The organism is Acinetobacter sp. 226 (assembly GCF_048147925.1).
In the GTDB taxonomy this organism is placed as follows: domain Bacteria; phylum Pseudomonadota; class Gammaproteobacteria; order Pseudomonadales; family Moraxellaceae; genus Acinetobacter; species Acinetobacter pecorum.
The window spans coordinates 1-13963 of record NZ_JAYWYX010000037.1; the positions used below are offsets into that span (position 1 = coordinate 1).

At 45.2% G+C, this 13963-nt stretch carries 11 protein-coding genes; 2 read left to right on the forward strand and 9 right to left on the reverse strand.

Features of this window, described 5'->3' with window-relative positions; translation table 11 throughout:
• Positions 1–112: 112 nt before the first annotated feature.
• Positions 113–2875 (reverse strand): DNA polymerase I, encoded by a 2763-nt coding sequence (polA, locus tag VXP95_RS14170; protein ID WP_416712262.1) that lies wholly within the window; start codon positions 2873–2875, stop codon positions 113–115.
• A gap of 161 nt (positions 2876–3036) precedes the next feature.
• Here polA and VXP95_RS14175 point away from each other — a divergent pair, with 161 nt between their 5' ends.
• On the forward strand, positions 3037–5745 hold the full coding sequence (locus tag VXP95_RS14175) for a DUF2339 domain-containing protein (RefSeq protein ID WP_416712263.1): 2709 nt from the start codon (positions 3037–3039) through the stop codon (positions 5743–5745).
• A 40-nt stretch (positions 5746–5785) separates the two neighbouring features.
• On the opposite strand, the gene VXP95_RS14180 is transcribed toward VXP95_RS14175, so the two are convergent.
• Together VXP95_RS14180 and VXP95_RS14185 are read right to left on the reverse strand one after the other, a co-directional pair.
• Entirely contained in the window at positions 5786–6709 is a 924-nt protein-coding gene (locus VXP95_RS14180) for a mechanosensitive ion channel family protein (RefSeq protein WP_064102323.1), read from the reverse strand.
• A 9-nt stretch (positions 6710–6718) separates the two neighbouring features.
• A complete protein-coding gene (locus VXP95_RS14185; protein WP_416712267.1) occupies positions 6719–7498 on the reverse strand; it encodes a hypothetical protein in 780 nt (259 codons plus the stop codon).
• A gap of 144 nt (positions 7499–7642) precedes the next feature.
• Between VXP95_RS14185 and gspE the strand changes: the two genes are divergently transcribed.
• Complete coding sequence (gene gspE / locus VXP95_RS14190; RefSeq protein ID WP_416712264.1) at positions 7643–9130, forward strand: type II secretion system ATPase GspE; 1488 nt, start codon at positions 7643–7645, stop codon at positions 9128–9130.
• Positions 9131–9180: 50 nt separating this feature from the next.
• Here gspE and VXP95_RS14195 read toward each other — a convergent pair whose 3' ends face one another.
• The 6 genes from VXP95_RS14195 to VXP95_RS14220 all read right to left on the reverse strand — a co-directional run bounded on the left by VXP95_RS14195 (position 9181) and on the right by VXP95_RS14220 (position 13730).
• Entirely contained in the window at positions 9181–9573 is a 393-nt protein-coding gene (locus VXP95_RS14195; RefSeq protein ID WP_416712265.1) for a DUF4951 domain-containing protein, read from the reverse strand.
• 179 nt (positions 9574–9752) lie between these two features.
• Positions 9753–10178, reverse strand: coding sequence for an organic hydroperoxide resistance protein (locus tag VXP95_RS14200; RefSeq protein ID WP_064094700.1), 426 nt, complete (start codon positions 10176–10178; stop codon positions 9753–9755).
• Positions 10179–10280: 102 nt separating this feature from the next.
• Positions 10281–11108, reverse strand: a complete 828-nt coding sequence (locus VXP95_RS14205; protein ID WP_416712266.1) for a carbon-nitrogen hydrolase family protein — start codon at positions 11106–11108, stop codon at positions 10281–10283.
• A gap of 20 nt (positions 11109–11128) precedes the next feature.
• On the reverse strand, positions 11129–11647 hold the full coding sequence (gigB, locus tag VXP95_RS14210) for an anti-anti-sigma factor GigB (protein WP_064094698.1): 519 nt from the start codon (positions 11645–11647) through the stop codon (positions 11129–11131).
• A gap of 112 nt (positions 11648–11759) precedes the next feature.
• Complete coding sequence (gigA, locus tag VXP95_RS14215) at positions 11760–12728, reverse strand: RsbU family protein phosphatase GigA (protein ID WP_064094697.1); 969 nt, start codon at positions 12726–12728, stop codon at positions 11760–11762.
• Positions 12729–12830: 102 nt separating this feature from the next.
• Positions 12831–13730 carry a VacJ family lipoprotein gene (locus tag VXP95_RS14220; RefSeq protein ID WP_064094696.1) on the reverse strand — a complete coding sequence of 300 codons (900 nt, stop codon included), beginning with the start codon at positions 13728–13730 and terminating at the stop codon, positions 12831–12833.
• Positions 13731–13963 lie beyond the last annotated feature (233 nt).

Sequence of the window (13963 nt, forward strand, 5' to 3'; positions counted from 1 at the left end):
GTGCTTGACTTGGAAATGTCCATATAGGACATTTCTATTTGGTTATTAGGTAGGACATTTCTACTTGGGAATAACACTCCCAGAGGGAGAAGGGCTGGGGTGAGGAAACCCTTTAATGCGCCTCATCCCAGTTTTTGCCTTTACCGACTTCTACCACTAACGGTACAGAAATCTGTAGTACCGATTGCATCACTTCAGCCAGTTTAGGTGCCAGTTCATCGGCAATGTCTTCATCGACTTCAAACACCAGTTCATCGTGCACTTGTAGCAGCATTTTGGCCTGATCTTTTGGCAACATCTTGTCGACTTCAATCATCGCCATTTTAATGATATCTGCAGCCGAACCTTGTAGCGGGGCATTAATTGCAGCACGTTCTGCCGCTTTACGTACCATCATATTACGGGCATCGATATCTGGGGTATATAAACGGCGTCCGAGCAGGGTTTCAACAAAACCCTGTTCTAATGCGACCTGACGGGTACGTTGCATATACTCATAAATGCCCGGATAACGGTGGAAATACTGCTTGATATAATCCTGTGATTCCTGACGGGTAAAACCTAACTGTCGGATCAGACCAAACTCGGACATGCCGTAAAGTAGGCCGAAGTTAACAGCCTTGGCCTGACGGCGCTGGTCATTGGTCACTTCTTCCAAAGGAATGCCCAAAACTTCCGCTGCGGTACGGCGGTGTACATCCTGACCATGAATAAATGCATCCAGCAGGGCTTCATCCTGAGATAAGTGGGCCATCAGACGCAATTCAATTTGTGAGTAATCGGCTGCCAGCAAGACACGGCCTTCAGGTGCCACAAATGCCTTGCGGATTTGACGGCCAATTTCGGCACGAATCGGAATATTCTGCAGGTTTGGATCAGTCGATGATAAACGGCCAGTTGCAGTCAATGCCTGATGATAACTGGTATGCACCCGGTGGGTATCAGGATTGGCCTGTTTGCATAAGCCATCGGTATAGGTACTTTTCAGCTTGGACAAACCACGATACTCCAGAATCAGCTGGGCAATCGGATGTTCAATTTTTTCCAGTACACTTTCACTGGTACTGTATTGTCCGGTGGTGGTTTTTTTACCGCCTTTTAGGCCCAGCTTTTCAAATAACACTTCACCGACCTGTTTAGGTGAGCTGACATTAAAGCTTTCACCGGCAATTTCCATAATCTGGTTTTCCAGATTTTGCATGGTGTTGGAAAATTCGCCCCCAAGCTGATCCAGAAAAGCCAGATCCAGTTCGATGCCGTTTTCTTCCATTTGCGTCAATACACGTGCGACCGGAACTTCAATATTGTGCAGAATATTCACCAGTTCCGGATGCGCCTGTAATTTGCTGCTCAAGACTTCATAAAGACGATAGGTGACATGTGCATCTTCTGCAGCATAATGTGCTGCAGTTTCAAGTGGAATCTGGTTGAAGGTCTTCTGTTTGGCACCTTTACCGGCCACCTGTTCATAAGTCGTGGTCAGATGACTCAAATACAGACGGGCTACATCATCCATGCCATGACGGGTCGCGACGGAATTCAGGACATAGGAAGCCAGCATGGTATCGAAATACCAGCCTGCCAGATGAATGCCATGATTTTCCAGTACATGTGCATCATATTTCAGATGATGACCAATTTTCTTTACAGACTCATCTTCCAGAATTGGTTTGATCTGCGCCAGAATTACTTCACGATTCAGTTGCTCCGGTGCGCCTTCATAATCATGTGCCAAGGGAACGTAATAAGCATCCTGCGCATCGAAGGCGACCGAGAAACCGACAATCTGTGCAATACGATAATCCAGACTGGTGGTTTCGGTATCAAAGGCAAAACGTTTTTCGGTACTTAAGCGCTCAAACAGTGTGTCCCAATCTTGTTGGCTTAATACCGTGTGATAGGTGGCTTGTCCTAACTGGTCATCACTGCTGGTCACAGACGCATGGTCTTCCAGAGGTTCTGGTGCTGTAACCGCTTTGGCGTTAATAGATTTTGCCGCCTGCTGGTAGTTTGAATTATTCGGGTTGTTCGGGTGATCTAAGGACTGCAGCTGATTACGGAATTCCAGCTCGGTGTACAAATGACGTAAGGTCTCGACATTCGGCTCACCCAGTTTTAAATCGTCATAACCAAAGTTAAGATCCAGATCGATGACAATACTGGCCAGTTGATGGTCCAGTGCAATGCCATCGACATGTTCTTTAATATTTTGGCCGACTTTGCCTCTGATCTTGTCGACATTTTCTAAAATGCCACCAATCGAGCCATATTCGTTAAGCAGTTTTGCTGCAGTTTTGGCACCCACACCCGGCACGCCCATGATGCCATCCGATGCATCGCCCATCAGGGTCAGATAGTCAATAATCTGATTTGGCCAAACGCCAAACTTTTCAAACACGCCGTCGACATCCAGCGGTTTTTCTTTAAAGCTGTCTTCCAGGGTAACTTTTTCGGTCACCAGTTGCGCCATATCTTTATCGCCCGTAGAGATCAGCACCTGATGTCCCATCGCCTCGGCACGTTTGGCCAGTGTCCCGATAATGTCATCGGCTTCGGCACCCGGCAAGGTATGCAGCGGAATGCCCAAAGCACGGATCAAGGCATGCAGATAAGGAATCTGTTCGGATAATTCCGTTGGCATGCTGGGACGGTCACCTTTATAAATCGGTGACAGCTCATGCCGGAAGGTCGGTTCTGGGGTATCGAAAATCACCGCCATATGGGTCGGTTGGGTCCGGCGCATCAGTTTTTGAATAGCAGAAATCGCACCACGAATTGCATTGGTATGTAAACCGGTTGACGTGGTTAATGGTGGCAGTGCGTGAAAGGCACGAAATAAAAAGTAAGAGCCATCGACCAAGACAAATGGTGGCATGTAATCAATTCCTTATTCAAAATACAGCGCTATTGTACGTGATTTTTACCGCGCTCGCTGAGACGAGTCTGAGTTTACAGCTTAGCGAATATCGGCCGAAGATGAAATAAGCAGCACAAGCTGTTGTATGATGGAGCGATTCAGGAAAGAGAAATATAAGAATGGCTGCAGGACGGAATGAGTTGCGCATGATCTGGCTGATTACCCTGCTGATTGCCGGGATCAGCGCTTGGTATCTGGGTTATCAGATTGTGACTTATCTGTGTGGTTTGGGGTTTATCTTTAGCGTGATGCAATATGTCACTGCGGTAGAAGCACCGCTGAATCAATTGGCCGGACAGCAGCAGATGTCCTTGGAGCATAACTCTAAAGTTCCTTTATATATTTCCTCAATTACTGCCATTGTTGGTGGACTGGCTGAACTGGATTGGCTGATGGGCATCGGGATTACGGCCTGGGTATTCTTTTTGCTCAGGTGGCTGCAACGTCTGGAAGGGCGTTTGATACAGCTGCAATCGCAATCCCATTCTGCCGATCCCTTACAGCGATCACCGGATCGATCCGATTCTGTTCCATTCGTGAAAACTGAGCCTGCCCAAGAGGTAAATGACTCTCCTCATCTGGTAGATCAACTGCAGCGCTGGCTTTTCCAGGGAAATCCAGTCTTAAAAGTCGCGATTAGTATTTTGGTGATTGGGATTATTTTGCTGCTGCGTTTTGCCACCGAGCACTGGCAACTCAGTCTGGCTGCAAAATTAGGCCTTGTTGCACTAGCAAGTGGGTGTATAGCAGAGCTGGGTTATCGCCTGATGCAGAAAAATCGGAGTTTTGCTCTGGCACTGGAAGGACTAGGTTTAGGTAGTCTGTTCCTGACCTTATTTTTTGCCTATTACAATCTGGTGATTCCCACGTTACCGTTGGCGACTTTGTTATTCCTCATTATTCTGATTATTACCCTGTATTTAAGCCTGAAACAGGAAAGCATCGAACTGGCTTTGATGGCTTTGCTGATTGCTTATCTGGCGCCGTTTACCTTGCCGACCCGCGATGCTTCTGCTGTTGAGCTGATCAGCTATTATCTGCTGATCAATATCGGGGTGGCAGTACTGAGCAGTTTCCGGCCATGGAAGATTCTCAATCAAATTGCCTTTTTAGTGACTGCGGTCGTGGGCGGGATATATAGCCTGATTCATGGTTATACATATGAGCGTTATGCCATGACTGCGCTGATTCTGGCACATAGTGCGCTGTTTATCTGGCTAGGTTTCCGCTTTAGCCAGTTGCTGGCACGACAGGATCTCTCACGTTTTCAGTTAAAACCGGTATTGGACTTAGCGCTGATTTTCGCTGCACCGATCACGGCATATATTTTTCTGTATCTGATTCATTTTAATCAGCCCAATCAAAAACTCTGGCAAGCCGGATTAAGCCTGTTCTTTGCACTGGTATTTGCGGCTTGCTGGACACTGCTGCGCCGTAAACAAACTATCCAGCTCATTTCGCAGAGCTATCTGAGCCTGATGCTGATTTTCCTGGCCTTGGTGCCACCGATCTTATTGACAGAACAATGGAGTGTGATTGGCTGGGCAGTTGAAGGTGTGCTGATTTATTTATGGGCCTTGGAAAAAAATGTCCGGGTAGCACACTATCTGAGCATGGGCTTATTACTGATGGCCGGATTCAGCAGTCTGTATTATCTGGTCGAGATTAATCCAACACCGCGAATCATTTTCTGGATTTTGAGTCTGTGCTATGTGGCAGTCGTGGTCATCAGCCAGCTTAAAAAGCAATACCAGCAGCAGATGGATAGTCTGAGTGTCAGTTTTTTAAGCAGCGTGAGTGTCGCGGCCAGCCTGATGCTATTTGCCTTGCTGGAAGATGAATTCCCGAGTCAGCATGCCTATGTGCTGAGTTTATTTATCATCACACTGGGTTATGTACTGTTCAATGAAATGATCCTGCGCAAAAATCAGGAATGGTCTTGGTTACTGCCGAAGTGGAGCGGCATCTCGCCTTTGCTGGTCATTGCAGCGATTCTGACCCTGGATCGCAGTCAAAATGCGGTGATTGTCTGGAATAGTGATCTGGAACGTGGAGTTTCTGCACTTTCAGCGATATTATTGGCCATTCTGTGGCTTAGACCGCTGGCTGGCTTGCAGCTCTCCAAGGAATGGATGAGCTTTGGTGTTTTTAGCAGCCTGGCTCTGGCAAGTTTATGCCTGATCCCGAACATGCCTTATCTGAGCATGGTGATTTTACCTTTATTATTCTGCCTGTGGTGCTATCGGCAGGATGTGCAGTCAGGCTGGCAGCAGCTTTGGCAAACCAAGAGCTGTTTATTGCTGATGGCAACTTGGCTGGTTTGTTCACAGCTGTTTAGCCAGCAAGCTTTTCAATATTACTGGCTGCCGATTCTCAATCCTTTTGACCTGATCAGTATTGCCATGTTTGCCAGTTTTATCTGGATGCTGTTACAGCAAATCAAGGTGGGACGTGATAAAGGCATGATTGCAGTTTTAATGGTACTAAGCCTGTTATGGCTTTCCAGTTATATTGTTTTAAGAGCTTTGCATGTGTACCTGCAGACACCGTTTAATGAGCTGGCATTATGGAACAATGCAACAGTTCAGCTCAGTCTGACCATACTCTGGGTATTACTGGCTTGGATTACCATGTGGACGGCGACACTCAAAAAACTGAAACCGATGTGGATTTTAGGCGGCAGTATTCTGGTGATTGTGACCTTGAAGCTCGTACTATTTGACCTGTCACATATTGGCACCCTGACCCGGGTGATTTCCTTCTTGCTGGCGGGCGGGGTAATGCTGCTGATTGCGTATATTGCACCGATGCCAGAGAAAACTGATTGATTGAATCCTCTCCTCTAAAAAAGGAGAGGGAATCTAAGGATTATTTCAGACCAGACTCTCTTTTGAGAGCCTTGTCATTCGCGTATTGATCAATTTCTTCATTTTCTAGAGGACGGGAAAGTGGAGGATCGACAAAGCCCATTTTTGGCACCGGAATTTCAATCTGGTTATCGACAAAGCCGTTACGAATCCGCTCCTGCATTTCATCACGTACTTTCAGATAGTTTTCCTGTTGGCACCACACCGCAAACAGCAGTTCAATCGAAGATTCACGGAACGCAGTAACGGTGACTGCCGGTTTCGGGTCGGCCAGAACCAGTGCATACTTGTTGGCAACATCCAGCAGAACTTCGCGCACCTTGATAATATCTTCATGAAAATTGATCGCCAGAGTAATTGGAATACGCCGTATCGGAAATTTTGACAGGTTCTGCACTGGTGCCCGAATCAGCTGTTCATTTGGCAACCGTACATAAATATTATCTTGGGTCAAAAGTTTAACCGAGAGCAGGTCAATCGAAATCACTTCACCTTCAATGGTATGCCCACGAATCAAGGTAATCTGGATAGTATCACCAACTTCAAAAGAACCTTCACCAATCAGGAACAGACCACTGATCAGGTTGGATGCCGAGGTTTGTGAAGCGAAACCCAGTGCGACCGTTAGAATTCCGGCAGCGCCAAGGAAGACACTGAGTTTAAAGCCAGCCTCTTTCAGGCTGGCCATCACAAATAGCAGGAAGATAAAATAGAAAATCCCGCGGCGCCAGACCAGTTTCTGATGGGCATTAAAACGTACCCCAATGGTCCGGATAAAGGTATTGGAAATAAAGCGTGCGATCAGGAAACCAATAAAGCACAACACCACCGCTACCAGAACTTCGGTCAGGCGGTCGGTATTGATACTGGTAAACACTCCCTTCAGGCTGTTGGTGACTTCGGTCGGAATATTTGAACTTGGCATCAGACGCCCTTAGAAAAATGAATCAAACATATTAAATAACGCACCTGCCGGATCGCGCGGTGGGTGCAGATAGGCCACTTCACCAGCATTGGGCGGCGTGCGGTTTTCGACTCGAATCCGCGGTGGACGGTCCGAACTTTCATGCAAGACCCGGATTTGTGAGGTCCATAAGCGGCCGGTACTTTCACTATAAAATAAAGGTAGAGCCGGTACAGGAACATTCATCCGGTCAAAGCGCAATTGCTGGTTACTGGTATTGTGAAATTCAATCGGTGTGACTGCACGAAAGGCCCGTGGATGTAACTGTTTCAGTTCGGTTCTGCCATCAACTGCGGTGGCATAGCAGATTTCCCCGGAACGGTGATTCGGTCCAAACCAAGTGTCTTTTGGCAAGATTACCGGTAAATCGAAAATGGGTGCACGCTGACCTTCGACAAAACCTGCAATCCATAAGGGGGTGCTGATATAAAGCGTACCGCGTTGTCCGGCAGGAATATAAATCGGATCGACTGGCTTGATCACCACAGAACGGTCTGCAAGACGTGGCATGAGTTGCAGGTTATTTTGTGTGGATTTGAACATATAGCGTTCAATTTTCACGGGCGGTGGAAAGGCAAAATTTGGATCATCAATCTGATGCCATTGCTGCTCATAATCGTATTGTACGGAAGGACGATAATATTCCAGTCGCCACTCCTGAATGCCTCGGGTCAGACGAAACAGCAAGGAGCCAAACTGCCAGGCTTTGGATTGATTTATTTCAAAATTCTGTTCTCCCCACCAGCGCATTTTTGCTATATTCGGGATTAATTCATCTTTATCTTGCGGCAATCTTGGCACCCTTTCTTGCTAAATCTTTGAAAACATACTTCACGCTGTCATATGCTTAGAGTACACTCAATTTAAATTTTTTCATCATTATTATAATTCGCGATGCAAGTACTTAAACAATTACAAATCCCATATAGCTTCGCCAAGCGCCATGGAGTGCTGTTGCGTTATGAGGGAGATCAGGCCTTTATTCTGCGTCGTGACAATACCTCCATGCTTGCATTGCAGGAAGCCCGCCGTCTGCTCGGCTATCCGGCCCATTTTCAGCTGTGTAGTGAACAGGAATTTAACCAGTTGCTCAGTTCCAGTTTTGCCGGCGATAGCGGGGAATCACAGCAGGTGGCTGCCGGCCTGGAAGATCATCCGGATTTACTCAGTCTGGCCGATTCCGTACCTGAAGCTGAAGACCTGATGGATCAGGAAGATGATGCGCCGATTGTGCGTCTGATCAATGCTCTATTATCCGAGGCGATTCGTGTCGGAGCTTCCGATATTCATATTGAATCTTTTGAGAAAAAACTGTCGGTGCGTTTACGGGTCGATGGCCAGTTACGCGAAATTGTCCAGCCACGTCGTGAACTGGCCCCGCTTCTGGTTTCACGGATTAAAGTCATGGCCAAACTGGATATTGCGGAAAAGCGTATTCCACAAGATGGCCGTATTTCCTTACGTCTGGCGGGGCGTGAAGTCGATGTGCGTGTATCCACTTTGCCTTCTTCTTATGGTGAACGGGTGGTGATGCGTCTGCTGGACAAGCAGGCTGGCCGTTTAAACATGACCCATTTGGGCCTAATGAATAAGGACTATGATCGACTCAAGACCCTAGTGCATCGTCCACATGGAATTATTCTGGTGACCGGCCCGACGGGTTCGGGTAAAACCACCACCTTATATGCGGCACTTTCTGATCTGAATGACGGTTCCAAAAATATTCTTACGGCTGAAGATCCGATTGAATACCAGTTAGAAGGGATTGGTCAGACTCAGGTTAATACCAAAGTGGATATGACTTTTGCCCGTGCGTTAAAAGCAATGCTGCGTCAGGACCCAGATGTAGTCATGGTCGGCGAGATTCGTGATCTGGAAACTGCAGAAATTGCGGTACAGGCTTCATTGACGGGGCATCTGGTGTTATCCACCTTGCATACCAATACTGCTATTGGTGCAGTGACCCGTCTTAAAGATATGGGAATTGAGCCATTTTTGCTTTCAAGTTCCCTGATTGGCGTGATTGCACAGCGTCTGGTCAGAACCCTATGCCCACATTGTGCAACCTGGCGTGAAGCAGATGCTTTTGAGAAGAATCTGTTTGAACATATTGAACATCCCCAGGATTTAAAACTCCCTCAACCGCAAGGCTGTGAGCGCTGTGGCAATATGGGCTTTAGCGGGCGTACCGCAATTTATGAAATTGTGTCCGTCGATGATCATATGCGTCGTTTAATTCACGGCAATGCAGCTGAATATGAAATAGAAAGCTATGCCCGACAGTCATCAGGCTCCATTCGTGATGATGGTTTACGCAAAGTATTGGCAGGAAAAACTACGATTGAAGAAGTATTGCGAGTGACCAACGAAGCGGCAGACTAATCTTTTAATCTATTACTTTCATTATAAGGATCGTCAGGACTTTTGGGAATTTACCAAAGGCTGGCGATTTTTTTCATGAGCTGGGCACGAAGTGATGCAGTCGGATTGCCCGGATTACGCAAAGCTTCATTTTCATAAAAGTTCTGCCAAGTCTGACTCATTTCTAAAGTCAGTCCTTCCTGTTTCATTGTTTCAACATCTGCCTGAGTGATATTGAAAAAACGGGCTTGCGCACCATCGGGACCTGTTCCCCAGCCGATAATTCCTTGACCAAATTCGGGTAAGTTCATGTTGTTTGGGGTAGGTGGAATGGGCAAGCGTTCAATCTCTGTGTTGACCAGAGAATTTACCTGTGGGCGGATTTTTTCTGAGAGATGAAGATCTGCAAAAGAGGCGGTAGCAACGGTCAGTAAGAAAGAACTTAAAAGAACAGGTTTGAACATCAATATAAATCAGATAAATGCAAATAAGAATCATTATATATAATTTCTTAAGTTTTTGCTGTTGTTTTGAAAAGGAAGCTGGATGTTCAGGGAAAGTGAAGCAACTAAAAGTTGAAATTTATAATTGAAGCTTGGCTATCCTGAAACTCTTTTTCAGGATAGCAGTTAAGCAAAAAAGTTTAGGTAATGACGTTTAAGTTCACATCAATATTATTACGGGTCGCATTTGAGTATGGGCAGACGATATGAGCCGCGTCTACCAGTTTTTGCGCTTCTTCCTGATCCATGCCTTCAAGATGAATATTTAAGGTCACTTCAATACCAAACCCGGTAGGAATCGGTCCAATACCGACATCACCTTCAATAAAAGCATCTTTAGTCATATTGAGCTTGTCGCGATTGGCCACAAACTTCATGGCACCCAAAAAGCAGGCTGAGTAACCTGCAGCAAACAGTTGTTCTGGGTTAGTTCCACCGCCTGGGCCGCCCATTTCTTTGGGCACCGCCAATTGTACATCCAGAATCTGATCGTCAGAGGTCGCATGGCCATCGCGACCGCCGGTGGCTTTGGCATGTGCGGTATATACTGCTTTTTCTAATGACATGAGATAAATTCCTGCTTATTTTTTATGGAGCTTTCATGCTCAGCTATTTTGCTCGAAGAATAAGCAGGGATTTTGTTATTTTATGCAAATATAAAAAAGTTTTTAAGAGAGCTGGAGCAATTTACGATGTTGCATTAAAGGCATGGATTCACGCACTTTTTGTTGTTCGTTTAAATCAAAGTCTACCGTAATCAGACCTGCACCCTCTGCATGGATCATCTGCAGAAGCTGACCGCGACTGTTGGTGGCAGCTGCATGACCCCAAGTCTGACGTTTTTCACCATGCCAGCCTTGCTGGGCTGCACCAAGCACCGAGCATTGGGTATCCATAGCACGTGTTTGCAGCAGAAGCTGCCAGTGCATTTCACCGGTGGTATAGGTAAATGCAGAAGGTGCAGTTAAAAGATTTGCACCTTTGGCCCGCAGGTTTAAAGCCAGTTCCGGAAAGCGCAGGTCATAGCAGACCATTAAACCGATATTGCCAAAAGGGGTCTTTGCTACTACCACATCTGTACCAGGCTCAAAGAACTTGGATTCCTGATAACCACCAACTGCATCACCAACTTGTACATCAAACAGGTGAATTTTGTCATAACGCGCTTCAGTGCGTTCTGGACTGATACAAAGGCTGACAGTACGTACCCGACCGTCTTCAATGACTGAGCCGTCTGGGCGATAGGGACAGGGTAAGGTCCCAGCCACAATCCAGATTTCATATTGATGGGCAAGCTGTTCAAGACGTTGCTGAATGGCTTCAAATTGGGCAGCAGTTTCGCACTGTTTTCCTGCGGCAAAACAGACAAAATTTTCAGGGAACACAATAAGTTCAGCGCCATTGGCCTTACTTTGTTGAATTAAAGATTCAATCTCCATGAAATTGGCATTAATTTCATTTTGAGAATTCATTTGTACAACAGAAAGTAAAGTCATAGTGTCCTCTTGGAAGATGGTTATACCTTTTGTTCGGAAACTTTATCCAAACTATCTTGCTCTTTCTGTAACTGTTTGACTAAAGGTTCAAACATGTTCTTGTTGCTTTGATTCAGCTTCATCAAGGTTTTATGCGCATCCAGAACAGTATTCAACATATTCTGATGGGTAATATGTTCTTCCATCAGGGCGCGTGTGCATACATTGGGATCGCCACAATAATTCAGGATTACAAACACTTGGCTCAGTCCCATACTGTTGGCCAGAGTGGTAATGTCAGAATTGGTAGAAAGCATAACAGCTTGAATATTATGTACTTGTTTGAGCTTTAGGCCTAGCTTTGCCAGAACACCCAGTACAGTACTGTCAATAAAAGTGGTTTCGGTTAAATCAACGATAGCGCCAACTACGTTGTCTTGCTGTTCAATTCTGTTCAGTAATTTGTCTAGACTAATACAAGACTGGGCACGCACTTCGCCGATAAGCTTAAAAATATGCGTTCCATTCAGACTTGCATATTCAACATGACCTGTTGACATATAAATGCCATTTGCAGAGAAGGATATTAAATTATCCCATAGGGTCCATGGATACTCAAGTGGCCGAAAGTAGTAATCAAATTAAGTGCTTATAAAGTCTGTAAATATAGTATTAATTCACTCTTATAAAACTTAAAAAGGCGATATCATCGGCCACATGTTCTGGTACCTGAAAAGACTGATGCTGTAAATGGTGTAATAATTGCGAGAATTGTTCATTTAATCCGCCATCAAAAGGCTCCAGTGCACCATCTGAACAAATAATAAAACGGGAATTTCGGCTTAATACCCATTCATTTTCCTCAACCTCAAGCTCTTCAGTCAGACCTAAAGGGAAGCTGCTCGTAGCAAAAATTTTAGGTTCTTGATTGGGTTCAAATATAATGGGTGGCGGATAATGTCCGGCACTGGACCATTTCAATACGTGGGTTTCCAGATTGAGAATTCCAGCAATCATGGTGATGTGTTTTTCAATATTCTCCTGCATCAGCATTCCGTTAAGCTTCTTGATCAGCTCGCGCGGGGTTTTGGAGCGTCCATGAAAAGCAGCCATCCAGGAGGTCAGCAAACTGCTCGTCACTCCATGTCCCGACACATCGGCTAAATAGAAAATGACTTCTTTATCGCTAATTTTCCAATAATCATACCAATCTCCTGAAAGATAGGCAGAAGGCTGAAAATAGGTTTCGACCTTATAATTGTTTAGTTCAATCGCATTCGGTAACAATCTTTTTTGTAATTCTGCTGCAGAGGGAAGATCCCGGCTATCCTGGTTACGCTTGTATTGTGCGTCAATTTTTTGCAGCGCCAGATCTGGATTATCAGGAAGTTTATTCCAGATCCAGCCGGCTAAAGCTCCTTGTTCCCAAGCTTGAGCTAAAGCGGTACCTTCATTCTCTAAGGCCAGTACAATCGTAGGCAGATTCCATTTGTATTGCAGATAGTCATGCACATCTGCAATCGCGATAATCGTAGAGTCATAAAGTTCATGATCATCCAGATAGATCATCTGAACATGCGGAAGCGTATCAAGCACTTGATCTAAATAAGGAATATCACGAGTCGGTTGAATGAAGTACATAAAAAAGTGATTCAATCCCGGGATTGGTTATAAGAGCTACTATAACAAGCAAAAGATGGCTAGCGAAGAGATTTCACTAGTAATCATACATGAAACATAAACTTAAGGAGCGTCGGGGGAAGATTCAATAGTGTCCTCACTAAAAGGTACATCATCCGAATTTTCATCTTCAAAATCATCTTCCAGGAATAGAGTATCCTGTTCTGTGCCTTTCTTTTCTGCAATCGTATAGTTGGTGCGTTGCAAATAAATATCGCGAATCTGTGCATAACGATCACCCGTCAGTACCCCTTCAACGTCCAGTAGTTCCGACCGAGTATCAACCACACGCCAAAACTGGTCACTCCAGTAAAGACCGTCGTTATCTTCGAGAATATATTTTTGTGGACGGGCCTGGCTATCTACAACGCTACCAATTACTCCACGAACAGAACTTGGACCTAAAAATGGCAGCATGATATATGGGCCGGAAGGCACCCCATAATAACCTAAAGTAATTCCAAACTTTTCATCTTCATGACTTAAGCCCAGACGACGTGCCGGGTCTGCCAGCCCTAAAGTAGTTAAGGTATTAATCGTGAAACGGCCCAAAGACTTGGCGGCACGAGCAGGACGACCCTGAATCAACTGGTTGACCACATTCCAGGGTTCACCCAGGTTACTGCGGAACTGGTTATAACTGCCGCGAACATCTTGAGGAACCTTTTCCACATATTGTACGGCTACAGGACGTAACACAGTGCGGTCAATGACATCATTAAACTGATAGATCTTTCGGTTTAATGGCTGAAAAGGATCTTTAACCTCTTCGGCCTGTGCTGCTCTAGCATCGACTTTCAATTGTGTCTGTAATTGTTGGGCTTTATTCGAGATTTTCGTTCTAAGCGGTGTTTTTGCAGGCTCGTCGTTTAGATTTTCCACATCGGTAGTCGTCTCAGCAAAAACCTGTGGGGTTATGGCTAAAGAAAATAAACATATAGAGAAGTAAATAGAACGATGCATAAAGTAACCTGAGGCCTTTTCTGGGTAAGTAGCACTACTTATTAGGATGAAAATAATAAACGTTATATTCACGAATAGACATCATTTAAGCAAATTTGTATAAAAAATGAATGAAAACACACGAAAAGATTAAAAAATATACATACAAAATGATTTTTTAAAAAATGGGGTTGCAAGGGATGTGAAATGCTGTAGAATGCACATCCATCGGCGGTGATGAAGATTAAAACTTC

Excerpts from the sequence above, each read along its gene's own strand:
- polA (WP_416712262.1), bottom strand. The coding sequence starts at position 2,875 with ATGCCACCATTTGTCTTGGTCGATGGCTCTTACTTTTTATTTCGTGCC.
- VXP95_RS14175 (WP_416712263.1), top strand. The coding sequence starts at position 3,037 with ATGGCTGCAGGACGGAATGAGTTGCGCATGATCTGGCTGATTACCCTG.
- VXP95_RS14180 (WP_064102323.1), bottom strand. The coding sequence starts at position 6,709 with ATGCCAAGTTCAAATATTCCGACCGAAGTCACCAACAGCCTGAAGGGA.
- VXP95_RS14185 (WP_416712267.1), bottom strand. The coding sequence starts at position 7,498 with ATGCGCTGGTGGGGAGAACAGAATTTTGAAATAAATCAATCCAAAGCC.
- gspE (WP_416712264.1), top strand. The coding sequence starts at position 7,643 with ATGCAAGTACTTAAACAATTACAAATCCCATATAGCTTCGCCAAGCGC.
- VXP95_RS14195 (WP_416712265.1), bottom strand. The coding sequence starts at position 9,573 with ATGTTCAAACCTGTTCTTTTAAGTTCTTTCTTACTGACCGTTGCTACC.
- VXP95_RS14200 (WP_064094700.1), bottom strand. The coding sequence starts at position 10,178 with ATGTCATTAGAAAAAGCAGTATATACCGCACATGCCAAAGCCACCGGC.
- VXP95_RS14205 (WP_416712266.1), bottom strand. The coding sequence starts at position 11,108 with ATGACTTTACTTTCTGTTGTACAAATGAATTCTCAAAATGAAATTAAT.
- gigB (WP_064094698.1), bottom strand. The coding sequence starts at position 11,647 with ATGTCAACAGGTCATGTTGAATATGCAAGTCTGAATGGAACGCATATT.
- gigA (WP_064094697.1), bottom strand. The coding sequence starts at position 12,728 with ATGTACTTCATTCAACCGACTCGTGATATTCCTTATTTAGATCAAGTG.
- VXP95_RS14220 (WP_064094696.1), bottom strand. The coding sequence starts at position 13,730 with ATGCATCGTTCTATTTACTTCTCTATATGTTTATTTTCTTTAGCCATA.